At 61.1% G+C, this 23084-nt stretch carries 15 protein-coding genes; 4 read left to right on the forward strand and 11 right to left on the reverse strand.

Translation table 11 applies throughout. The annotated features are described in order from the left end of the window. Window positions 1-38: 38 nt before the first annotated feature. Window positions 39-2984 carry a bifunctional [glutamate--ammonia ligase]-adenylyl-L-tyrosine phosphorylase/[glutamate--ammonia-ligase] adenylyltransferase gene (glnE, locus tag NA647_RS07740; protein WP_256057149.1) on the reverse strand — a complete coding sequence of 982 codons (2946 nt, stop codon included), beginning with the start codon at window positions 2982-2984 and terminating at the stop codon, window positions 39-41. A gap of 276 nt (window positions 2985-3260) precedes the next feature. Here glnE and aceE point away from each other — a divergent pair, with 276 nt between their 5' ends. Together aceE and aceF are read left to right on the forward strand one after the other, a co-directional pair. Next, complete coding sequence (gene aceE / locus NA647_RS07745) at window positions 3261-5906, forward strand: pyruvate dehydrogenase (acetyl-transferring), homodimeric type (RefSeq protein ID WP_256057150.1); 2646 nt, start codon at window positions 3261-3263, stop codon at window positions 5904-5906. Between the two features lie 27 nt (window positions 5907-5933). Next, complete coding sequence (aceF, locus tag NA647_RS07750; RefSeq protein WP_256057151.1) at window positions 5934-7931, forward strand: dihydrolipoyllysine-residue acetyltransferase; 1998 nt, start codon at window positions 5934-5936, stop codon at window positions 7929-7931. Window positions 7932-8062: 131 nt separating this feature from the next. Here aceF and NA647_RS07755 read toward each other — a convergent pair whose 3' ends face one another. Then, the gene (locus tag NA647_RS07755) at window positions 8063-8590 is read right to left on the reverse strand and encodes a hypothetical protein (RefSeq protein WP_256057153.1); all 528 of its coding nucleotides are present in this window, start codon (window positions 8588-8590) and stop codon (window positions 8063-8065) included. A gap of 106 nt (window positions 8591-8696) precedes the next feature. Here NA647_RS07755 and NA647_RS07760 point away from each other — a divergent pair, with 106 nt between their 5' ends. Continuing rightward, window positions 8697-11366: a putative bifunctional diguanylate cyclase/phosphodiesterase gene (locus NA647_RS07760; protein WP_256057154.1), complete on the forward strand. Its 2670-nt coding sequence runs from the start codon at window positions 8697-8699 to the stop codon at window positions 11364-11366. Between the two features lie 96 nt (window positions 11367-11462). Next, window positions 11463-12110 carry a peptide-methionine (S)-S-oxide reductase MsrA gene (msrA, locus tag NA647_RS07765; protein WP_256057155.1) on the forward strand — a complete coding sequence of 216 codons (648 nt, stop codon included), beginning with the start codon at window positions 11463-11465 and terminating at the stop codon, window positions 12108-12110. Between the two features lie 405 nt (window positions 12111-12515). Here the strand turns inward: msrA and NA647_RS07770 are convergent, their stop codons facing one another. The 9 genes from NA647_RS07770 to bioB all read right to left on the reverse strand — a co-directional run bounded on the left by NA647_RS07770 (window position 12516) and on the right by bioB (window position 23061). Continuing rightward, window positions 12516-14294: an acyl-CoA dehydrogenase C-terminal domain-containing protein gene (locus NA647_RS07770; RefSeq protein WP_256057156.1), complete on the reverse strand. Its 1779-nt coding sequence runs from the start codon at window positions 14292-14294 to the stop codon at window positions 12516-12518. 157 nt (window positions 14295-14451) lie between these two features. After that, on the reverse strand, window positions 14452-15756 hold the full coding sequence (locus NA647_RS07775) for a GGDEF domain-containing protein (RefSeq protein ID WP_256057158.1): 1305 nt from the start codon (window positions 15754-15756) through the stop codon (window positions 14452-14454). 285 nt (window positions 15757-16041) lie between these two features. After that, window positions 16042-17847: a phenylacyl-CoA dehydrogenase gene (locus NA647_RS07780; RefSeq protein ID WP_256057159.1), complete on the reverse strand. Its 1806-nt coding sequence runs from the start codon at window positions 17845-17847 to the stop codon at window positions 16042-16044. A 323-nt stretch (window positions 17848-18170) separates the two neighbouring features. Continuing rightward, the gene (locus NA647_RS07785; protein WP_256057160.1) at window positions 18171-18425 is read right to left on the reverse strand and encodes a hypothetical protein; all 255 of its coding nucleotides are present in this window, start codon (window positions 18423-18425) and stop codon (window positions 18171-18173) included. A 90-nt stretch (window positions 18426-18515) separates the two neighbouring features. Continuing rightward, entirely contained in the window at window positions 18516-19205 is a 690-nt protein-coding gene (gene bioD / locus NA647_RS07790) for a dethiobiotin synthase (protein WP_256057161.1), read from the reverse strand. A 1-nt stretch (window position 19206) separates the two neighbouring features. Then, window positions 19207-20028: a malonyl-ACP O-methyltransferase BioC gene (gene bioC, locus NA647_RS07795; RefSeq protein WP_256057162.1), complete on the reverse strand. Its 822-nt coding sequence runs from the start codon at window positions 20026-20028 to the stop codon at window positions 19207-19209. Beyond that, window positions 20025-20747 carry an alpha/beta fold hydrolase gene (locus NA647_RS07800; protein ID WP_256057163.1) on the reverse strand — a complete coding sequence of 241 codons (723 nt, stop codon included), beginning with the start codon at window positions 20745-20747 and terminating at the stop codon, window positions 20025-20027. The genes bioC and NA647_RS07800 overlap by 4 nt, the downstream gene beginning before the upstream one ends. Beyond that, window positions 20740-21921 carry an 8-amino-7-oxononanoate synthase gene (gene bioF, locus NA647_RS07805; protein ID WP_256057164.1) on the reverse strand — a complete coding sequence of 394 codons (1182 nt, stop codon included), beginning with the start codon at window positions 21919-21921 and terminating at the stop codon, window positions 20740-20742. Before bioF ends, NA647_RS07800 begins: the two co-directional genes overlap by 8 nt. Window positions 21922-22005: 84 nt before the next feature. Beyond that, entirely contained in the window at window positions 22006-23061 is a 1056-nt protein-coding gene (bioB, locus tag NA647_RS07810) for a biotin synthase BioB (protein ID WP_256057165.1), read from the reverse strand. Window positions 23062-23084 lie beyond the last annotated feature (23 nt).

The raw sequence follows: 23084 nt of genomic DNA on the forward strand, positions 1-23084 counted from the left end.
ACCTCGGAATTCGATAAATGCTCTGTTTGCAGACGAGTTCAGCTGAGCCCAAGCTCGCGCCAAAAGCGCATCACCGCGCGACGCTCGTCATGAAATTGGTCCCCACTCACCACACCGGGAAGCTTCTGCAGTGATTGCCGGTGAGCCACCGCGCGGTAGGCCTTGTAGGCGTCCTGCAGCAACCGAACCTCATCGCCGGTCATCAACCCGGCCTGCTCCAACCCGTCGAGCATGCGGATGTTATCGGTATAGCGCAGCAGTTGCGGATGCTGGTGCGACCACGCCAAAGCCGCGTATTGCACCATAAATTCGATATCCACGATACCACCGGCGTCGTGCTTGAGATCGAACACGCCCTCTGCCTCGAAGGCCTTGTCAGCCATGCCGGCCTGAGTCGTGCGAGTGCCGAGGTTGTCGCGCATCTTGCCGCGCATCTCGCTAACCTCACGGCGCAGCTGTTCGAGATCGCGCGGCCGCGCGAGCACGGCGGCACGCACCCGCTCGAAGTCCTGCGCCAGCTGTGAGCAGCCGACCAGCACCCGAGCACGCACCAAAGCCTGGTGCTCCCAGGTCCAGGCTTCCTGAGTCTGATAGCGCTCGAACGCGCCCAGCGAACTCACCAATAATCCGGCCGCGCCGGATGGCCGCAGCCGCATGTCGACTTCATAGAGCTGCCCGGAGGTGGTCTGGGTGGTCAGTAGATGAATGATGCGCTGGCCAAGACGGGTGAAGAATTGCGCACCATCGATGGGCTTGACACCGTCGGTTTCGGCATTGGGATCACCGTCGTGGATAAACACCAGATCCAGGTCGGAGCTATGGCCGAGCTCGATGCCGCCAACCTTGCCGTAACCGATGATGACGAACGATGGATCGCAGGACGTGCCGTCAACCCGCCGCGGCTGGCCGTGACGCGCCACCGTGTGCCGCCAGGCCAGGGCCAGCACTTGTTCGAGGGTCGCTTCGGCGAGCCAGGTCAGATAGTCGCTGACCTTCATCAAGGGCAAAGTGCCAGCAATCTCAGAAGCCGCCACGCGCAGCCGATGCGCCAGTTTGAAATGCCGCAGCGCCTCCATCTGCTGCTCCAGGTCGTCTTCTGGAATGCGCGCCAGACGCTCATGCAGCTCGGCGGCCAGCTCCGGGGCCTGCGGCGGGCGAAACAATCGCCCGGCATTGAGCAACTCATCGAGCAGCAACGGAAAACGCGCGATCTGCTCGGCGATCCAGGGACTGCCCGCGCAAAGCGTCAGCAATCGTTCCAACGCACCGGGGTTTTCTGTCAGGAGTACGAGATAGGCCGAGCGCCGCGCGACCGCCTCGACCAACGGCAGCACTCGCTCCAGAACCAGGTCCGGATCGTCCTGCTCGACCACCTGCGCCAGCAGCCGTGGAATGAATGCATCCAAACGTTCACGACCCAGGCGCTGCATGGTTCGCACCTGTTGTGCGCTACGCAGCGCGGCGAGGCGCTGACAGGCAACCTGACCGTCGCGAAATCCGGCTTCGGTCAGCTGGCGGCAAGCGAATTCCTCATCCCAGTCCTGCTCCCACAAAGGTAGCCACTCGCCGCCGACCAACGCCTCGCCGCCGGTATCTTCATCTTCGTCGGGATCAGCGATGACCTGGCGGAAATGCCAGTCGATCCGGTCACGCCAGTGCAGCAGGCGCTCATGGAAGGCTTCCCAGCTGTCGAAGCCGAGCATGAACGCCACGCGGCTGCGGTCGGTCTGGCTGTCCGGCAGCATCTGCGTCTGGCGATCGTCGATGGCCTGCAGCGCATGCTCGGTGTAACGCAGAAATTCATACCCCTCGCGCAATTCCTCGACAGCCGCAGGTGGCAGATAGCCCTGTCCGGCCAGGGTTGCCAGCACTTTCAGTAACGGGCGCTGCTGCAGGCTCAGATCACGTCCGCCATGTATCAGCTGGAACGCCTGGGCGACGAACTCCACTTCGCGAATACCGCCAGCACCCAGCTTGATGTTCGCCGCCACGCCCTTGCGACGCACTTCCTGTTGGATCAGCTGCTTCATGCTGCGCAACGCGTCGATGGCGGAGAAGTCCAGGTAACGCCGATAAACGAACGGGCGCAGCATGTCGAGCAGCTCCTTGCCCGCCACCTGATCACCCGCGACGACCCGCGCCTTGATCATGGCGTAACGTTCCCAGTCGCGGCCCTGGTCCTGGTAGTACTGTTCGAGCGCATTGAAGTTCAGCACCAGCGCGCCGGACGAGCCGTACGGCCGCAGGCGCATGTCCACCCGGAAGACGAAGCCATCGACGGTCGGCGCATCCAGCGCTTTGATCAGACGCTGGCCGAGGCGGAGAAAAAACTCGTGGTTATCCAGCGAACGCTTGGCGCCCACGGTTTCTCCACCCTCGGGATAGCCGAAGATCAGATCGATATCGGAAGAAAGGTTGAGTTCGTGCGCACCCAGCTTGCCCATCCCAAGGACGACCATCTGCTGCGCCCGTCCGCTGCGCCGTCCGGTCGGCACCCCGAACTGCTCGCTGTGATGCGCATACAACCATTGGTAAGCCAGGTCGATGCAGGCGTCGGCCATGTCGGACAGATCGCCACAGGTTTCAGCCAGATCCGCCTGACGGGTCACGTCACGCCAGATGATTCGTACCTGTTGACGATTGCGAAAACGCCGCAACAGCCTCGCCAGGCTGTCCTCGCCTTCGCAGCCAGCGAGCGCCTCGGCGAGCATCGCGCGCATTTCACCGGCTCGCAGCGAGCGCTCCAGTAGCCCCGACTCGGCCAGCCCCAGCAGCATTTCGTGATCTCGGCTAACCTGCTCGGTGACGAAGTCACTGGCTGCACAGACTCTGCCGAATGCCTCGCGGCGTTCCGTCGGCCATTTGCCGAAGCGCTCGCCAGCCTGCTCCGACGAGCCGCGTAACGCCGAGAGGAACGTCTCCTCGGCACGGTTGACCAATGGCAGTAACGGCGTCGGCAATGCAACCAGCGGTGGCAGACTCATGTAAGGTTCCTTTACGCCGCGGTCGGCAGCAGGACAGCGAAAGCGCCAGGCTAGAGCCTTTTAGCGCGAGTCAGCCCGTCAAACCGAGTCGTCGCGGTTGTAGTTTTACTACGAAAGAATGTCATAGGGGGGCTGAAACAGTCGCAGTTTTGTAGTAAAACTACAGAGCCCGGCTCTACCCCCGGCAAACATCCAAGAACATAAACGCACCGGCTCACGAAGCCGGCAGCGAAGCAGGCAACCGATTCTGGAAGCCTTTCCGCCCTGGAGCAAGCCATGCAAGATCTCGATCCCGTCGAAACCCAGGAATGGCTGGACGCCCTCGAGTCAGTACTCGATCGCGAAGGTGAAGACCGCGCCCACTACCTGATGACCCGGATGGGTGAACTGGCCACCCGTAGCGGCACACCCCTGCCCTACGGCATCACCACGCCCTACCGCAACACCATCCCCGTCACCCGCGAAGCGAAGATGCCCGGCGACCTGTTCATGGAGCGCCGCATTCGCTCCCTGGTCCGCTGGAACGCGCTGGCGATGGTGATGCGCGCGAACCTGAAGGACCCCGACTTGGGTGGACACATCTCCACCTTCGCCTCCAGCGCGACCCTGTATGACATCGGCTTCAACTATTTCTTCCAGGCCCCGACCGAGGAGCACGGCGGCGACCTGATCTACTACCAGGGCCACGCTTCTCCCGGCATCTACGCTCGCGCCTTCCTCGAAGGCCGCCTGACCGAAGATCAGATGCTGAACTTCCGTCAGGAAGTGGACGGCAACGGTCTGTCGAGCTACCCGCACCCGCACCTGATGCCGGACTTCTGGCAGTTCCCGACCGTTTCCATGGGCCTGGGCCCGATCACCGCGATCTACCAGGCGCGCTTCATGAAGTACCTGGAAAACCGCGGTTTCATCCCGAAAGGCAAGCAGCGCGTCTGGTGCTTTATCGGCGACGGTGAGTGCGACGAGCCGGAAACCCTCGGAGCGATCTCCCTGGCCGGCCGCGAGAATCTCGACAACCTGGTGTTCGTCATCAACTGCAATCTGCAGCGCTTGGACGGCCCGGTTCGCGGTAACAGCAAGATCATTCAAGAACTGGAAGGCGTGTTCAAAGGCGCCAACTGGAACGTCAACAAGGTCGTCTGGGGCCGCTTGTGGGATCCGCTGTTCGCCGCCGACGAAGATGGCCGCATGCAGCGCCGCATGGACGAGGCGATCGACGGCGAATACCAGAACTACAAGGCCAAAGACGGCGCTTACGTGCGTAAGCATTTCTTCGGCGCCGATCCGGAGCTGCTCAAGCGCGTCGAGAAGATGTCAGACGAGGAAGTCTGGAAGCTCAACCGTGGCGGCCACGACCCCTACAAGGTCTATGCGGCTTATCACCAGGCGGTCAACCACAAGGGCCAGCCGACGGTCATCCTGGCCAAGACCATCAAGGGTTACGGCACCGGTGCCGGTGAGGCGAAGAACATCGCCCACAACACCAAGAAAGTCGATATCGACAGCCTGAAGATGTTCCGCGACCGCTTCGATATCCCGGTCAACGATTCGCAGCTTGAAGAGCTGCCGTTCTACCGTCCGGCCGAAGACAGCGCGGAAATGAAGTATCTGCGCAAATGCCGTGAAAAGCTCGGCGGTGCGCTGCCACAGCGCCGACCGAAGAGCTTCAGTATCCCGACACCTCCGCTGGAAACACTCAAGGCCGTGCTGGACGGTTCCGGCGACCGCGAGATTTCCACCACCATGGCTTTTGGCCGGATTCTCTCGCAGCTGGTTAAGGACAAGGACCTCGGCAAGCGCATCGTGCCTATCCTCGCCGATGAGGCGCGCACCTTCGGCATGGAGGGCATGTTCCGCCAGCTAGGCATCTACTCGCCTGTAGGGCAACTGTACGAACCAGTCGACCGCGATCAGGTGATGTACTACCGCGAAGAGAAAGACGGCCAGATCCTGCAGGAAGGCCTCAACGAGGCCGGCGCCTTCTCCTCGTTCATCGCGGCGGGCACCGCCTACAGCAACTACAACCAGCCGATGCTGCCGGTCTACATCTTCTACTCGATGTTCGGCTTCCAGCGTATCGGCGACCTGGCCTGGGCAGCTGGCGATGCACAGACGCGCGGCTTCCTGTTGGGCGGTACCGCCGGGCGCACCACGCTCAATGGCGAAGGCCTGCAACACGAGGACGGCCACAGCCATATCCTCGCCAGCACCATCCCCAATTGCCGCAGCTACGACCCCACCTATGGCTACGAGCTGGCGGTGATCATGCATCACGGCATGCACGAGATGATGGAGCAGCAGAAGAGCGTCTACTACTACATCACCGTGATGAACGAGAACTACCAGCAGCCGGCCATGCCGCAGGGTGTCGAGGACGGCATCATCAAGGGCATGTACCTGCTCGAGGAAGCCAAAGGCGACTTCAAGCATCGCGTGCAGCTGCTGGGCTCCGGCACCATCCTGCGCGAAGTGCGCGCCGCGGTGGACATGCTGGCGAAGATGGGCGTGGGCGCCGACGTCTGGAGCGTCACCAGCTTCAACGAGCTGCGCCGCGATGGCCTGGCCGTGGATCGCTGGAACCGCCTGCACCCGACGGAGGAGCCGCGCAAGAGCTACGTCGAGCAGTGCCTGGAAGGGCGCGAAGGTCCGGTGATCGCCTCGACCGACTACATGAAGCTGTTCGCTGACCAGATCCGTCAGTGGGTTCCATCCCGCGAGTACCAGGTGCTGGGCACCGACGGCTTTGGTCGCAGCGACTCGCGTGCCAAGCTGCGGGACTTCTTCGAAGTGGATCGTCGCTGGGTCACTCTCGCGGCATTGCAGGCACTCGCCGATCGCGGCGCCATCGAACGCAAGGTCGTGGCCGAGGCCATCACCGAGTTCGGTATCGACCCCGACAAGCGCAATCCGCTGGATTGCTGATGCTGCGTGCGCACAGGAGAACCTATTGTGAGTGAAACCATACGCGTACCCGACATCGGCAGCGGTGAGGGTGAAGTAATCGAATTGTTCGTCAAGGTCGGCGACCGTATCGAAGCCGACCAGAGCATCCTGACGCTTGAGTCCGACAAGGCCAGCATGGAAATTCCCGCGCCCAAGGCCGGCGTGGTGAAGAGCCTGAAGGTCAAGATGGGTGATCGTCTGAAGGAAGGCGACGAGCTGCTGGAGCTGGAAAGCGAAGGCGGTGAAGAAGCTGCAGCTCCGGCGGACGAAGCCGCCGAGCCGGCCGGCGCGAGCAGTGGCGGCCCGGCCGATGAAGCTGAAGAACCGACCCCGCCGGGCGATGTGAATCCCTCGGCTTCGGCCGAGGAAGGCGAATCGCAGGAGATCAAAGTTCCGGACATTGGCTCATCTGACAAAGCCAGCGTGATCGAAATTTCGGTCAAGGCCGGAGATACCATCGCAGCCGATCAGGCGCTGATCACGCTCGAGTCCGACAAAGCCAGCATGGAGATTCCGTCCCCAGCCGCAGGTGTAGTCGAGAGCATTTCGGTGAAGGTGGGCGACGAAGTCGGCACCGGCGATTTGATCCTGGTGCTCAAGGGCGCGGCGCCCAGCAAGCCTGCAACCGCCGCCAGCGCATCGGCGGAAAAGCCCAAGGCGCAGCAATCGGAAGCGTCCGAAGAGCCAACGGCCGAGCCGGCCGGCGAATCCGTGGAAGAGGTCCGCATCCCGGACATCGGCTCCAGCGGCGCCGCCAACGTCATCGAAGTCATGGTGAAAGCGGGTGACAGCGTCGAGGCGGACCAATCGCTGATCACGCTGGAGTCGGACAAGGCCAGCATGGAGATTCCGGCACCCAAGGCCGGCATGGTGGAATCCCTGTCGATTAAGGTAGGCGACGAAGCCAAGACCGGCGACCTGATCCTGACCCTGAAGGTGAAGGGCGCCGCCCCGGCGAAGAAGCCCGAGGCCAAGCGCGAGGAAGCCGTATCGCAACAGCAGTCAGTCGCTCCGAACAAGCAGGGCGTACCGGAAGCAAAAGCTGCTGCGACCCCTGCTCCAACGGTAAGCGGCCCAAGCAAGGCCGGCACCAAGGTGCACGCCGGTCCTGCGGTGCGCATGACCGCACGCGAGTTTGGCGTCGAGCTGGCAGATGTGCAGGGTACTGGTCCGAAGGGGCGGATTCTCAAGGAAGACGTCCAGGCCTACGTCAAGAACATGATGAGCAAGGCCAAGCAGGCACCGGCCGCAGGCGCTGCGGGTGGCTCGGGCATCCCACCGATCCCTGAGGTCGACTTCAGCAAGTTTGGCGAAATCGAAGAAGTGCCGATGACTCGCCTGATGCAGGTGGGCGCCGCCAACCTGCATCGTAGCTGGCTCAACGTGCCACACGTGACCCAGTTCGAGTCGTCCGACATTACCGAGCTGGAAGCCTTCCGCGTATCGCAGAAGGCTGTGGCCGAAAAGGCTGGCGTCAAGCTGACCGTACTTCCGTTGCTCCTTAAGGCTTGTGCGCATCTGCTCAAGGAGCTGCCAGAGTTCAATGCCTCGCTCGCCCCGAGCGGCAAAGCAGTGATTCGTAAGAAGTACGTCCATATCGGCTTCGCCGTGGATACCCCGGACGGCTTGTTGGTACCGGTGATCAAGAACGTCGATCAGAAGAGCCTGCTGCAGCTGGCGGGCGAAGCCGCGGAACTGGCCGAGAAGGCCCGCACCAAGAAGCTTTCGCCGGACGCCATGCAGGGCGCCTGCTTCACCATTTCCAGCCTCGGCCACATTGGCGGAACCGGTTTCACGCCGATCGTCAATGCGCCGGAAGTGGCGATTCTGGGCGTCTCCAAGGCGACCATGCAGCCGGTTTGGGATGGCAAGGCCTTCCAGCCCCGCCTGATGTTGCCGCTGTCGCTGTCTTACGACCATCGCGTCATCAATGGCGCTGCGGCGGCGCGCTTCACCAAGCGCCTGTCCGAGCTGCTGGCGGACATCCGCACGATGCTGTTGTGATCGTTTGAACCGGCACGGCCCAGCCACCCGGCAGGGCCGTTCCTCAATTCAAGCCTCAAGCCTCAAGCCTCAAGCCTCAAGCCCCAAAAGCTTGGGGCTTTTGCTTTTCTCTTGCCGCTTGCTATCTGCTCCTAGCCTTTCTGCAGATTGCGGACCAGGAACGACAAGGCTTTTGCCAGCTCTTCAGCTCCGGCGGAATCTCGCAATATGGTCAACCAGGGGTCGCCATTGGCCGGGCTGGTAAAGACGCACACGATCCCCTGTGGCGGGCATTGATAGCGTAAATAAGGATCCATTCCGAACACCGAAAAACTGCGGTTGCGCACGGCAATGTTGCCGGACGCATCTCGCCGCTCTTCGCGGATGCGCAATTCACCGGGCGCGCCCGCGCTCAGGCGATAGGCCAGATCATGTGGATTGGCCTGCCCAACCTGATACGCAGCCTTTAGCCCATGGGTTTCCAGCAAGGCATTGCTATGCGCAAGCAGGGCTTTTCGCTCATCCGAGGTAAGATAGAGCGCCTTCAGCTCGGCCAGGTAATGGGCCGATTCATCCGAGCTCAAGGCGGGTGACTCATCAGCTTGCAGCGATACGCTGGCAGTCAGAAAAAGCGGGATCAGCAGTAACTTCGAAAGCCGACTTGTCAGTCCCTGTCGCATGATGCACCCTTGCCGTAAGTTAATATTATTTAGCCATCGCCTACCGCAAAATGCCGCCAACGGCTAGCGAAGCGGCTCCCGCAGCATACTGGAAGCAAACCGCTCGATGAAAATACATACCGATGCCGCCAGCCGTTTGGCGACCGAGGTTGTGACGCAGTTGCCAGTGCCTTCCAGGCTCGGGATGCTGCGTTTCGAGCGTTTGAACGAGTCCAGCTGGGCATTGCTCTATCTGGATCCCACTTGCGAACGTCACCTGGGCCAACCGGCGCACGAGTTATGCTCGTTGATCGACTCACCGTACGCCAGCCTGATGGAACCGGCGACACGCCTGCACATGCACGATGTCGTTCAGGCACAGCTAAGCGCCGAAGGCCACTATTCCATTCGTTATTGTGTGCATGCGGCGATCGGCTCGCTGGAACTGCTGGAAATCGGCGAGCTGTGCCAACAGTATGGTCGGGAATTACTGCGCGGCTACCTGATCGTCGAACCCCGCTCAGCTGAAGCGACTCCGCAGCTGCAAGACTCCATGCTCAAGCTTTCTGCGGATCTTTATCAGAAAACCTCCGATGTGCATCTCGAGCATCTGATTCGCTCACGCGCGCAACAGAGCTTGATCGTGCGCCTGGCACGGCACCGCTACAACTCGGCCAACCCCCAGCTCGAAGCAGCACAGCTGATCACCCAGGCCGCCAGCGAAGCCTATGGGATCGCCCGAGCGGCGATTTGGCACCTGAACGGCGACCAGCTCGAGGCCGTCGCCATATATCGGCGCGACAACGACAGCTACGAGCACCCACCCACGCTGGATATCGCTGCGTGCCCCCGCTACCTGGAGGCACTGCACAGCGGACGAGCGCTCGACGTGGTCAACGTTAACGAAGATCCTCGCACCCGGGAACTCGTCGCAAGCACTTTCAGACCGCGAAGCATCATTTCGGTACTGGATGCGACCATTCGAGTCGGCGGTGAGGTCATTGGCGTGCTCTGTCTGGAGCATTCGGGCGGTACGCGCAGCTGGCATGCCGACGAGGTGGCCTTTGTCGGCGAGCTGGCCGATCAGTACGCGCAGGTGCTGGCCAACCAGCAAAGGCTTAGCGCCACCCATACACTGCATTTGTTCAAGCGAGCAGTAGAGCAGAGCGCAAGCGCCTTCATTCTGGTCGACAAAAATGGCGTGGTCGATTACGTCAATCCGAGCTTCACCGCCATCACCCAATTTGCCGCAGAGGAAGTCTGCGGGCGCCGCCTCACAGAACTGACTGCACTGGAAAACCTCGGCGAATTGCTTTTCGACACTTCCTCTAATCTGGCGAAAAGCAACAGCTGGCAAGGCGAGTTTCGCAGTCGACGCAAGGACCTCGAGCCGTACTGGGGCCAGCTTTCGATCTCCAAGGTGTATGGCGAAAACGGCGAGCTGACTCACTACATCGGCATCTACGAAGACGTCACCCATAGCAAGTTGGCGCAGCAACACATCGAACGCCTGGCCTATACCGATAATCTGACCAGTCTCGGCAATCGCCCCTTCTTCATCCGCAGCATCGAAGAGCGCTTCGCCAATGACAAGACGCCGCAGCTTTGCCTACTGCTGGTGGACATTGATAATTTCAAGCGCATCAACGACAGCCTTGGTCATCAGACCGGGGACAAGCTGCTGGCCAGCCTCGCGCGACGCCTACGTAATAGCCTGAGCCGCGATAGCGTGCTGGCACGCTTCGCCAGTAACGAATTCGCACTCCTGCTCGACGGCATGGACCTTGAAGAAGGCCAGCACCTGGCCAATCAGGTGCTGCGTATTCTGGAAAAACCACTGTTCGTCGACAAGCAGCTGATCAGTGTCAGCGGCTCCCTGGGTCTGGCCTGTGCCCCGCTGCACGGCCACGATCCGGAAACCTTGATGAAACACGCCGGCCAGGCCCTGCACAAAGCCAAGGCCAACGGTAAGAATCAGGTGCAGGTATTCACCGAAGCCCTGCATGCCGAAGCCAACTACAAGCTATTCGTGGAAAACAATTTGCGCCGCGCGCTGGCGCAGAACGAGCTTGAGGTTTTCTATCAACCCAAGCTTTGCCTGCGGACCGGACGACTGCAGGGGCTGGAAGCGCTACTGCGCTGGAATCATCCCGAAAAGGGCATGATCCGACCGGATCAGTTCATCAGCGTTGCCGAAGAAACCGGGCTGATCATCCCGATTGGCAAGTGGGTCGCGCGCGAGGCGTGCCGGATGGGGATAAAGCTTGCGGCGCTGGGCATCGGCGCGCCGCAGATGGCGATAAATCTTTCGCCGAAACAGTTCTCCGACCCTGACCTAGTGGACTCGATTGCCGCCATTCTTTCCGAAGAGCAGCTGCCCCCAGGTTGCCTGGAGCTGGAGCTGACCGAAAGCCTGTTGCTCGAAGCCACCGAGGAGACACGCCAGCAGCTGATTGGACTGAAGGCGCTCGGTGTAACGCTGGCGATGGATGACTTCGGCACCGGCTACTCATCGTTGAGCTATCTGAAGAAGTTTCCCATCGACGTCATCAAGATCGATCGAAGCTTTATCAAGGACATTCCGGGCAACCAGGACGATATCGAAATTACTTCTGCGGTGATCGCCATGGCCCGCAACCTCAACCTGAAAGTCGTCGCCGAAGGCATCGAGACCACCGAGCAGCTGACCTTTCTTCGCCACCAGCGTTGCGATATCGGACAGGGCTATCTGTTCGACAAGCCCATCCCCGGTACCCAGCTAATCGGTTCGCTCAGCCGTTATCAGCACTGGCTCTGAGCCTTTCGTCAGCACACAGGCTGGCGGCAGCGTTTTGGTTTTGTCAGCTTGATAGCCTAGGCTTCCAGCAGTTCCTACCCAGGCTCGAGGATCAACATGACTCTGCGCTCACAAATTCTCGTTCACAAACAGGCTCTACCCGACGCCGGACAGGCGCTACCCGGACGCGCCACGGCGGTTCCGGTGCCCGAGGCTCATTTCGTCAACGGCAACCCGCTACAGCCCCCCTTCCCGGCCCACTTGCAGCAGGCATTGTTCGCCATGGGCTGCTTCTGGGGGGCGGAGCGGCGGTTCTGGGAGCAGCTTGGTGTCTGGACCACCGCGGTGGGCTATGCCGGAGGCCACACGCCAAACCCCACGTATGAAGAAGTCTGCTCCGGCCTCACCGGGCACACCGAGGCCGTGCTGGTCGTTTTCGACCCACAGCAAATCAGCTACCGCGAACTGCTCAAGCTATTCTGGGAGACGCACAACCCGACCCAAGGCATGCGGCAGGGCAACGACATCGGCACTCAGTATCGCTCAGCGATCTACTGCCTCGACGAAACCCAATTGAACGAAGCGCGCGCCAGCGAAGAGCGTTTTCAGGCAGAGTTGACCAGGCATGGACTTGGCGGCATCACCACGGAGATTGATAAGGCCCCCGCGTTCTATTACGCCGAGGCTTATCACCAGCAATATCTTGCGAAGAATCCGGGCGGTTATTGCGGGCTGGGTAGTACTGGCGTTTGTATGCCACTCTGAGATCAAGCATTAATGCCTGAGGCCACACAGCGGCTCGGGCAATGCTTCCTGCCAGTTTTTGGAAGGCCTCTGCCAAAAAAAGAAAACCCCGCCGAAGCGGGGCCTTTGCAGACTGAATCCTGACATCCGTGACTTGCGCCGTCCTGGCGTCGTTCCGCTACGCTTCCGTATTTTTTGTGCGCTTCCCTACGCCGCGTCCATAGCGCAAAAGACTACCGTCCAGCTGAATAAACCTGTAGTAGCCATCTGCACCGCAATTTGTAAGCCATTACTTACAAGAAACTCATCCTTGAGTCGGCTTGTAAGCCATTGGCTACAAACGATGCGGAACTATGACTGGCGTAGTGGCGCCTTGTTCCCAGAGCTGGCTAATTAATTTCATTGTGCCTTTACGGGTTGAGCGTTTCAGAATTGCGCTGCTTCGAGCAGATAGAGCGAGTCGCTGCCCGCCCGGACCGATGCGCTCAACGAATGAATACGGGGCAGCAGGCGCGCAAAGAAGAAACGTGCCGTGCCAAGCTTGCTGGCATAGAAATCGTCCTGCTCTTCCTTGCCCAATGCTGCGCCTGCCATGCGAGCCCACATATAGGCGTAGGCGGTGTAGCCGAAAACATGCAGATATTCGACCGAGGCGGCACCTATTTCATTAGGGTTGCGCTTGGCGCTATCAAGGACGAACGCAGTAAGCTCATCAAGATTTTCCAGCGCTGCCTTGAGCGGCGCGACAAATTCGTCCAACTCGGCACTCGTGGTAGAGCAGTAGTTTCGAATTTCTTCTGCAAAAGCGTTGTAGAGCTCACCGCCGCTGCCTACAACCTTGCGCCCCACCAGATCCAGCGCCTGAATACCGTTGGTGCCCTCGTATATCTGGGTAATACGGCAGTCGCGCACCAGCTGTTCCTGGCCCCACTCGCGAATGAAGCCATGACCGCCGAAGATTTGCTGGCCATGCACCGTGGTTTCCAAGCCCATATCGGTAAGGAACGCCTTGGCCACCGGCGTCAGCAGCGCCACCTGCGCTTCAGCGCGCTGACGTGCCTCGGCATGCTCGCTGAACTTGGCAATATCCAGCTGCAACGCGACGTAGCTGGAGAATGCGCGGCCACCCTCGTTCAGCGCCTTCATGGTCAGCAGCATGCGCCGAACGTCCGGGTGCACGATGATCGGATCGGCCACTTTGTCCTGCGCGACAGGGCCGGCCGGGGCGCGGCTCTGCACACGCTCGCGCGCATATTCGATGGCGCTCTGGTAGGACCGCTCGCCAGTAGCCAGTCCTTGGATACCAACACCCAGGCGCTCGTAGTTCATCATGGTGAACATCGCCGCCAGGCCCTTGTTCGGCTCGCCGACCATCCACCCGACAGCACCATCGAAGTTCATCACGCAGGTCGCCGAAGCCTGGATGCCCATCTTGTGCTCGATCGAGCCGCAGCTCAGGCTGTTGCGCTCGCCCAGGCTGCCGTCGTCGTTGACCATGACCTTGGGCACGAGAAACAGCGAGATACCGCGCGAGCCGGCCGGCGCATCCGGCAGCTTGGCCAATACCAGGTGGATGATGTTCTCGGTCAGGTCGTGCTCGCCGCCGGTAATGAAAATTTTGGTCCCGCTGACTTTGTAGCTGCCATCAGCCTGCGGCTCGGCCTTGGTGCGAATGATGCCCAGATCAGTACCGGCATGCGGCTCTGTCAGGCACATCGAGCCGGCCCAGGTTCCGGCATACATGTTCGGCAGATACTTCTGCTTTAGCTCTTCGCTGGCGTGGGCGTAGATCGACAGACAGGCGCCAGAGGTCAGCATCGGATAGAGGCCGAACGCCAAGCTAGCGGAGTTCATCATTTCTTCGACCTGAGCCGAGATCGCCTTCGGCATGCCCATACCGCCGTAGGCCGGATCACCACCCACGCCGACCCAGCCACCTTCGGCATACAAGCGATAGGCCTCGGGGTAACCGGCCGGCGTGCTGACCGCGCCACCGGCCCAGTGACAGCCTTCCTCGTCGCCGCTGCGGTTGAGCGGGGCGATGGTGTTGGCGGTAATCTTGCCCGCCTCCTCAAGAATGGCATCGGCGGTTTCCGCGTCCACGACCTCAGCCAGCGCTGGCAACGTCTGCCAGAGCTTCGGGGCATCGAAGACTTCATTCAGGACGAATCGCATATCGCGCAGCGGTGCTTTGTAATCAGCCATGGGGAGAGACCTCGCAGAAAACATGACGCCGGGCCGGTTGGCCGCAGGAGTTTTGCGAGTCTAACTGAAGACCAATCGGCGCCCGAAGCGTCTTAAAGTGACTGATCGGTTCTCATGCTGACGCCGTCACGGTGACGTGATGGCGAGGCCACGACCGCTAGGCATCAGCGGCCGAACGCGTTGCCGTCCGCACCGCACCGCGCCGGTTTTCACCATGCGAGCGAATGCAGTTGCGCCCCGCACTCTTGGCGCTATAAAGCGCCTGATCAGCATTTTTGATGACTTCCTCCGGACTGCGCTGCGTCATCAGCCGTTCGGCCACGCCAATGCTGATAGTCACCGAGGCCACTGCCGCCGAGCTGTTACCACGACGCTGCCGCCCTCGCTCCGCGTTCTTTGGGCGATTCGATTTGTCCCGTAGCTGCAATGGATAGTCCTCGACCGCCTGCCGGACGGCCTCCAGATGCACCAGACAATGCTCCAGATCGCGGCCCGGAAACACCAGCGCGAACTCTTCACCCCCGTAACGATAGGCACGCCCGCCGCCACCCACCTTGCGCAACCGACTCGCAACCAGTCGCAACACCTGATCGCCGACATCGTGGCCATGGGTGTCATTGAACGCCTTGAAACGGTCCACATCGGCCATGGCTATGACGTAACTGCGCCCCAGCCGCTGTAGCCGTTCGTTGAGAGCCCGGCGTCCGGGAAGGCCGGTCAGCTCATCACGGAACGCCATCTGGTAGGCCTCCTGCGCGATCGCTACTACCAGCATCAACATCAGCAGGCTACTCATGACATTGAGCGTGCCCGGCCGACTGAACACCTGCGGCAGCATCAGCAGCAAACCAAACAGGGCGACGAACTGAGCGGCATGCACCGGGCGCGGACGCCGCAGGTATTGCACCAGTAAGCCAGTCAGCGCCACCAGAAAGACCGGATAGGCCAGTTGGATCAGTTGCAGCCAGTCCGTCTGCAGGGAGGGCCAACGAATCACCACCAGCCAGTTGAGCGTGGCCTCGGGAAACCGTCGCGCCAGAGCCAGGGCCAACACCGACACGGCAAACAGCACAGCGAGGCGCGCCAAGTCATCTTGCAGCAGATGAGCACGCTCGCGCCAAAGCGCGTAGAGCCCGTAAAGCGCAGGCGACAGCAGGCTGCAGAGATGAAACGTCATTGCAGCTTCCGGCAACAACGCGCCTGTGAGCCGGTAATGATCGACCTGGGTGTCCAACAGAAAATAGACGAGATAGACCACCAGCAACAGAAAGCCCTCGCGAACCCGGGCATAGGCGATACAGAACACGCCACCGAGCAATAGCAGAACAGTCGGCAGTACGTTGAACAGCGATGTGAAGAACTCGTTGAGATTCGTCTGCCGCGCAGCGATCAGCGAGCCAAATAGCAAGGCCAGCGGTGCATATAGATGACTAAGAAGGCGTGCAGCATTCAGGCGAGGCACGACGGCTCCGGCAGATGGTCGCGAGAACCAGGCATTGTGCCATTACTCGACCAGGCGATCACCCAGATCGAGCGTGAGCACCTTTTGATTGGAATGAAAAGCCACTGGCGAAGCAGTGGTTTCAAGTAACGACAATAGCGGGGCACGCGGACATCGATGTCTATTCCGATCGTTCCACAGCAAGCCTATAACGAATGCCCTATAAAAACGAAACCCCGCGATCAGCGGGGTTCGTCATCAGTCTGAGTCCATTGCCAAGGCAACGGATCTCAGCTCAGCACAACCTTAGTACGCCAGCTCGAAGTGAGCCTCATCCATATCCATCAGGTTGTCAGCACCGGACAGCATGGTTTCGACGTGGGTGCGGGTGCGCGGCAGGATACGCTGGAAGTAGAAGCGTGCGGTCTGCACCTTGGCGGTGTAGAAACCATCGCTGTCTTCGCCGGCTGCGATCTTTTCGGAGGCCAGGCGCGCCATGTCAGCCCAGAAGTAGGCCAGGCAGGCGTAACCGCAGTACATCAGGTAATCCACCGAAGCGGCACCTACTTCTTCGCGGTTCTTCATCGCAGCCATGCCGACCTTCATGGTCAGGTCGCCCCACTCCTTGTTCAGCTTGGCCAGCGGCTCGACGAATTGCTTGACCGCCTCGTTGCCTTCGTTGGCCTGGCAGAACTTGTGCACCACCTTGGTGAAACCCTTCAGCGCTTCGCCCTGGGTCATCAGCACCTTGCGGCCCAGCAGGTCGAGTGCCTGGATGCCGGTGGTGCCTTCGTACAGCATCGAGATACGGCTGTCGCGAACGTTCTGCTCCATGCCCCACTCAGCGATGAAGCCATGGCCGCCGTAGATCTGCACGCCATGGTTGGCGGCTTCGAAACCGACTTCAGTCATGAATGCTTTGGCGATCGGGGTCAGGAACGCGAGCATGGCGTCGGCGGCTTTGCGCTCGGCTTCATCCTTGCTGCGCTGAACGATGTCGACCTGCTTGGCGGCGAAATACATCATCGCCCGGTTGCCTTCGGCAAACGCCTTCATGGTCAGCAGCATGCGGCGCACGTCGGGGTGCACGATGATTGGGTCAGCCGCCTTTTCGGGTGCCTTCGGACCGGTCAGCGAACGCATCTGCAGACGCTCACGCGCATACTTGATTCCGCCCTGGAAGCCGATTTCGGCATGTGCCAGACCCTGCAGTGCGGTTCCCAGGCGCGCCGTGTTCATGAAGGTGAACATGCAGTTCAGGCCCTTGTTCGGTGGGCCGATCAGGAAGCCAGTGGCGCCGTCGAAGTTCATCACACAGGTGGCGTTACCGTGAATGCCCATCTTGTGTTCCAGGGAGCCGCAAGAAACGCCATTGCGCTCACCCACGCCACCTTCGGCGTTCGGCAGGAACTTCGGCACGATGAACAGGGAGATCCCTTTTGTTCCGGCCGGTGCATCGGGTAGGCGAGCCAGAACGATATGGACGATGTTATCCGCCATGTCGTGTTCACCGGCGGAGATGAAAATCTTGGTACCGGAAACCTTATAGCTGCCATCGGCCTGAGGCTCAGCCTTGGTGCGCAGCATGCCTAGGTCAGTGCCGCAATGCGGCTCGGTCAGGCACATGGTGCCGGTCCACTCGCCAGATACCAGCTTGGTCAGGTAAGCCTGCTGCTGCTCGGGCGTGCCGTGTGCATGCAGCGTATTCATCGCGCCATGGGAGAGGCCCGGGTACATGCCCCAGGACCAGTTGGCTTCACCGATCATTTCGCTGATGGCAAGGCCCAGCGATTCCGGCAGACCCTGACCGCCATGCTCGACATCATGGGCCAGGCTCGGCCAGCCGCCTTCTACGAACTGCTGGTAGGCCTCCTTGAAGCCGGTCGGCGTTTTTACGCCCGACTCGCTCCAGGTACAGCCTTCCAGGTCACCGACGCGATTCAGCGGGGCGATGACCTGCTCACAGAACTTGGCGCCTTCGTCGAGAATGGCGTTGACCATGTCCGGGGTGGCATCTTCACAACCCGGAAGGCTCTGATAGTGCGCTTCGTAGCCGAGCAGTTCGTCACGTACGAAACGGATATCGCGCAAGGGGGCCTTGTAATCAGGCATAGCGTAAACCTCAGCGGTGGGTTCTTTGATTCAGGTGACCGACCGGCCACTCTTGGATTTGGATTGTGACCGCCTACACGGCAGGTCAAACAGGCGTTTGAAACATACGTTTCGCCCTGCGCGATGTCAAGCAGGGGCCAGGACGCCATTGGTCGGGAGCGCCTCTCTAATAAGAGTCTAGAAATGAGATGGCCGTAGGGCTGTGCCGCTGCTTACGCAGTTCGAACAGGCGACAAGAAACGCCATGCGCACAGCAACGCGGCTCGCAGCGAAACAGCAACAACCGAGGAAGGAAGGATTTCGGACAGACCGACCGGAGGGAGTCAGGCCTTGGTATTGATTAAAGTGCCAAGCACTTCATCAGCGCTCTGCAACATCCGTGCGCCGGCTTTCGCTGCGTGCTCGCCAACCTTCATTTGGATCAGCTGCTCGGTCAGCTCGACGGTATCGGCCACCGCTTGAGAGTTTTCGGCAACCGGCAACGTATCGGCGGCGATCGCAGCGCCGGCATCATCGACGCGCTGCTGGCCGGCCTGGAAAGCGGCCAGACCGGAAGAGAGGAGATTGGAGATCTGCATGTGCGACTTCCAGGTAGTCAGTTCGCCATCATTGAAGCAGAGCTGAAGCTCAGCCGCCAGTAACGCATCGTTATAAGCGGACCTGAAGCATCAACAAGTCAGGATGAGCGGACCGATATCCAGGTAGCGCGCAACCTCGGCGGGACACGCCTTGGGTAGGTGCGGCACCCGCCCGAGGCAAGGCGCCGACAACCGCTCGGTCAGGGTGCCGAGGTTTTCCTTCAGCCGCGACGTTGCCGGATCGACGATGTTGGCAACCCAGCCCGCCAACCGTAACCCGTCGCGCTCAATGGCCTCGGCCGTGAGCAAAGCGTGATTGATGCAGCCCAGGCGAACCCCGACTACCAGAATTACTGGCAGCTCCAGCCTCACGGCGAGATCGGAAAGGCTTTCGCGACCGGCCAGCGGCACGCGCCAACCGCCGGCGCCTTCCACCAGCGAGAATTGTGCCTGCAACGCCAATATCTGCCGAACCGGCTCCGCGAGCGCCGCCACGCTTAATTCTACAGCGGCTTCGCGCGCGGCCAGATGCGGTGCAATGGCCGGCTCGAAGGCGAACGGATTGACCTCGTCGTAGCGCAGCGGCAGCGTGCATTCGCCGAGCAATGCCAGCGCGTCGCTGTTGCGCAATCCATCAACAGACATTTCGCACCCCGACGCCACCGGCTTCGCCGCAGCCGTGCTGAGCCCCGCCAGCCGCGCCGCATGCAGCAGCGCGGCGGCGATGGTGGTCTTGCCGACTTCGGTATCGGTACCGGTGACGAAAAAAGCCGCGGTCATCTCAGAAATCCTTGCGCAACACGCCGTATACCACCTGATAGGTCGCCGGCAGCCCGCTCGGTGTGCGGAACTGCTCATAGGCATCGATCAGTGCGCGAACGCGCGCACGGCCGGTAAGGCCGCCGGGACGACCGGGGTTCAGATTGTGCGCACCGAGCGCCTTGAGCTCATGGGTCAGCTGACGCAGCTCGGCGAAGTGCAGCACCTGGGGCTCCACATCGAGCCGCTCCAGCCGCAACCCACCGGCGGCGCAGAGCCGCTGGTAAACCTCAAGGGAACGAAAGCGATTGACGTGGGCAAAACCGTCCACCACCCGCCAGCTGTCGCGCAGTTCCCGCAAGGTGCCACTGCACAGGCTGGTAAAGGCCAGGACGCCACCCGGACGCAGCACCCTTTGCGCCTCGCTCAGTACGGCGGAAAAATCTTCACACCATTGCAGCGCCAGACTGGAAAAGACTAGATCGACCGATGCGTCCCGCAACGGCAGGCATTCGGCATCGCCGGCAATGAACGCAGCCGCGCCGCCTTGAGGCCTGGCATGGCGCAGCATGCCTTCGGCGATATCCAGAGCGACACCTTCGCTTGTAGAAAAGCGGCTCGCCAGAACCCTCGAAAAGTAACCGGTGCCAGCGCCCAGATCGAGCCAGCGCGAGGGTTGCAGATCAGTCGGCAACCGTTCTATCAACGCGCTGCCAACGGTGCGCTGCAGCTCGGCTACGGCGTCATAGCTGGCGGCGGCACGGGAGAACGATGCGGCGACCTGGCGTTTATCCGGCAGGCCGGATGCGGCATTGGCAGGCGTCACCGCAACCCATTCACTCATACAGCGCTGCCTCTGATAAATGCCACCATCTCCGCCGCGACATCATCAGCCCGCTCCAGAGCCAGCGCATGGCTCGCGCCTGGAATCATTTTGGTCTCTATTCCGGGCATCCAGCGCCGTAGCGCATCGCAGGAGGCCGCTGGAACCAGTGCGTCACCATCGGCGAACAGATGTAGCTGACGACCAAAATAACCATGCAGGGCCTCGCGTCCGTCCAGCTCCGCCAGTAACTGCAGGCCGGCGTCCAGCACGGCCGGCGCAGACTCCGACTGGCTGACCAGCAGCTGGCGCGCCAGCGTTCGCGGATCATAACCACCACGGCTGCACAGCGAACGGAAGCGTTTGAGGGTTTCATCTGGATCGAGCCGGAACGCTTCGTGAAAGGCATCGAAGATCGCCGGTTCCATACCTTCCGGCCATTGTGGGCGGGCGCGGAAGCAGGGGTTACTGGCGATGGTGATCAACCCGTGGCAGGTATCCAGGCGTCGCGCCGCCAGCTGAGCGGCGAGCATGCCGCCCAGCGACCAGCCGGCCAGCCAGCTGTCGTGTGGCACACGCCGGTCGAGCTCATCGAGCCAGGCATTGGTGTCAACCAGCTCGGGCAAGGGTTCGATGATCACCTCGAGATCCGGTGCGAGCTCGGTCAGTGCCTCGTACAAAGGCTGCAACGCAGCCGGGCCGAACGCCCATCCGGGCAGCAAAATCAGCTGATCACGCATCCGCTTCAGGCTCCTCGGCCAATCGATTCCAGCATTCGGCCAGGATATTCAGCAGTCGTTCCACCTGCGCCTCGCTGTGCAACGCACTGAAGGTCACGCGCAGCCGCGCACTGCCGACCGGCACCGTGGGCGGCCTGATCGCGCCGACCAGAATGCCGCTCGCCTTGAGCGCAGCGGACAATGCCAGGGCCCGCTCGCTGCTGCCGACCAGAATCGGCTGGATCGGCGTCGGGCTGTCCATCAGAGTCAGCCCGATGTCGGCAGCACCCTGGCGGAAGCGGGCGATCAGCCGGTTCAGGTGCTCACGGCGCCAGCCTTCACGGCGCAGCAATTCGAGACTCCTGAGCGTTGCACAGGCGACGGCCGGTGGCTGGCTAGTCGTATAGATGTAGGGCCGAGCGAATTGGATCAGCGTTTCGATCAGCGCCTCGCTACCGGCGACGAAGGCACCGGCAGTACCAAAGGCCTTGCCCAGGGTGCCTACCAACACCTGCACGTCATCGATGCCTAATCCGAAATGCTCGACAATGCCGCCGCCGCTATCACCCAGCGGGCCGAAGCCGTGGGCGTCATCGACCAACACCCAGGCGTCGTGGTGCTTGGCTTCGGCGCACAGCGCCGGCAGATCAGCCAGATCGCCGTCCATGCTGAACACCCCATCGGTGACCACCAGCGTATTGCCGCTGGCTTTCTCCAGCCGCTTGCCCAGGCTCTCACCGTCGTTGTGCAAGTAACGGGAAAAACGCGCACCACTGAGCAGGCCGGCATCGAGTAGAGAAGCATGGTTGAGGCGATCCTCCAGCACCGTATCGCCCTGCCCCACCAGCGCCGTGACCGCCGCAAGGTTGGCCATATAGCCGGTGGAGAACAGCAGCGCACGCGGCCGTCCGGTGAATTCCGCCAGCGCCTCTTCCAACTCGTGATGCGGCGTGCTGTGACCGATCACCAGATGCGAGGCGCCACCGCCGACGCCCCATTTCGCCGCGCCCTGCTGCATCGCGGCGATCACCTCGGGATGGCTCGCGAGCCCAAGATAGTCGTTGGAACAGAAAGCCAGCAGCCGCTCACCATCGACCGTCACTTCTGGCTGTTGCGGTGTTTCCAGCAAGGGTCGTTGGCGGTAGAGATGCTCGGCACGGCGGGCCGCGAGGCGGCATTGCAGGTCAAAGGACATGAATAAGCTCGAAGCTGGAGGCCTGAAGCTGGAAGCGGCGCCGAATCGCTTCACGCTTCCGGCTTAAGGCTTCCAGCTCCGTGTTTATACGACCGCGTTATAGAACAGCTTCGAATCGCGCTGCTCGACCAGCGCCTGCTCGATGGCGGCCTGATGCACTTCGTCATCGTGCTCCTCACGCGCTTCGGGCTGGATGCCCAGGCGCTTGAACAGCAGCATGTCCTTGTCGGCCTGCGGGTTGCCGGTGGTCAGCAGCTTTTCGCCGTAGAAAATCGAGTTAGCGCCGGCCAAGAAGGCCAGGGCCTGCATCTGCTCGTTCATCTGCTCGCGACCGGCCGACAGGCGCACATGGGACATGGGCATCATGATCCGCGCCACGGCGAGCATACGGATGAAGTCGAAGGGATCGACGTCCTGCTCCTCCGCTAGCGGCGTGCCTTTCACTTTGACCAGCATGTTGATCGGTACCGATTCAGGATGCTCCGGCAGGTTGGCCAGTTGGATCAGCAGGCCAGCGCGGTCGTCCAGCGATTCACCCATGCCGAGGATGCCACCCGAGCAAATCTTCATCCCCGACTCGCGCACGTAGCTCAGCGTCTCCAGACGGTCGGCGTAGGTGCGGGTGGTGATGATGTTGCCGTAGAACTCAGGCGAGGTGTCGAGGTTGTGGTTGTAATAGTCCAGGCCCGCCGCTGCCAGTGCTTTGGTCTGCTCCTGATCGAGCTTGCCGAGGGTCATGCAAGTTTCCAATCCCAGGGCTTTCACGCCCTCGACCATTTTCAATACGTAGGGCATGTCCTTGGCGGATGGATGCTTCCAGGCCGCGCCCATGCAGAAGCGCGTCGAACCGATAGCTTTGGCCTCAGCCGCGGCATCCAGCACCTTTTGCACTTCCATCAGTTTTTCTTTATCAAGGCCGGTGTTGTAGTGGCCCGACTGCGGGCAGTACTTACAGTCTTCTGGGCAGGCGCCAGTTTTGATCGACAACAATGTCGAAACCTGGACGCGGTTGGCATCGAAGTGCTGGCGATGCACGCCCTGAGCCTGGAAGATCAGGTCGTTGAACGGTTGTTCAAAGAGCGCCTTGACTTCGGCGAGGCTCCAGTCGTGACGGGTAACGGAAGCGGCGGTGGCGCTCATGGGCATTCCTTGTAATTAATAGC

This window comes from Stutzerimonas stutzeri, from assembly GCF_024448985.1.
Taxonomy (GTDB): domain Bacteria; phylum Pseudomonadota; class Gammaproteobacteria; order Pseudomonadales; family Pseudomonadaceae; genus Stutzerimonas; species Stutzerimonas stutzeri_AP.

What these genes read in the sequence shown, in the direction of transcription:
- aceE (WP_256057150.1), top strand. Translation starts at nt 3,261, where the DNA reads ATGCAAGATCTCGATCCCGTCGAAACCCAGGAATGGCTGGACGCCCTC.
- NA647_RS07785 (WP_256057160.1), bottom strand. Translation starts at nt 18,425, where the DNA reads ATGCAGATCTCCAATCTCCTCTCTTCCGGTCTGGCCGCTTTCCAGGCC.
- NA647_RS07770 (WP_256057156.1), bottom strand. Translation starts at nt 14,294, where the DNA reads ATGGCTGATTACAAAGCACCGCTGCGCGATATGCGATTCGTCCTGAAT.
- bioC (WP_256057162.1), bottom strand. Translation starts at nt 20,028, where the DNA reads ATGAGTGAATGGGTTGCGGTGACGCCTGCCAATGCCGCATCCGGCCTG.
- bioD (WP_256057161.1), bottom strand. Translation starts at nt 19,205, where the DNA reads ATGACCGCGGCTTTTTTCGTCACCGGTACCGATACCGAAGTCGGCAAG.
- NA647_RS07800 (WP_256057163.1), bottom strand. Translation starts at nt 20,747, where the DNA reads ATGCGTGATCAGCTGATTTTGCTGCCCGGATGGGCGTTCGGCCCGGCT.
- bioF (WP_256057164.1), bottom strand. Translation starts at nt 21,921, where the DNA reads ATGTCCTTTGACCTGCAATGCCGCCTCGCGGCCCGCCGTGCCGAGCAT.
- NA647_RS07755 (WP_256057153.1), bottom strand. Translation starts at nt 8,590, where the DNA reads ATGCGACAGGGACTGACAAGTCGGCTTTCGAAGTTACTGCTGATCCCG.
- glnE (WP_256057149.1), bottom strand. Translation starts at nt 2,984, where the DNA reads ATGAGTCTGCCACCGCTGGTTGCATTGCCGACGCCGTTACTGCCATTG.
- NA647_RS07760 (WP_256057154.1), top strand. Translation starts at nt 8,697, where the DNA reads ATGAAAATACATACCGATGCCGCCAGCCGTTTGGCGACCGAGGTTGTG.
- bioB (WP_256057165.1), bottom strand. Translation starts at nt 23,061, where the DNA reads ATGAGCGCCACCGCCGCTTCCGTTACCCGTCACGACTGGAGCCTCGCC.
- NA647_RS07780 (WP_256057159.1), bottom strand. Translation starts at nt 17,847, where the DNA reads ATGCCTGATTACAAGGCCCCCTTGCGCGATATCCGTTTCGTACGTGAC.
- msrA (WP_256057155.1), top strand. Translation starts at nt 11,463, where the DNA reads ATGACTCTGCGCTCACAAATTCTCGTTCACAAACAGGCTCTACCCGAC.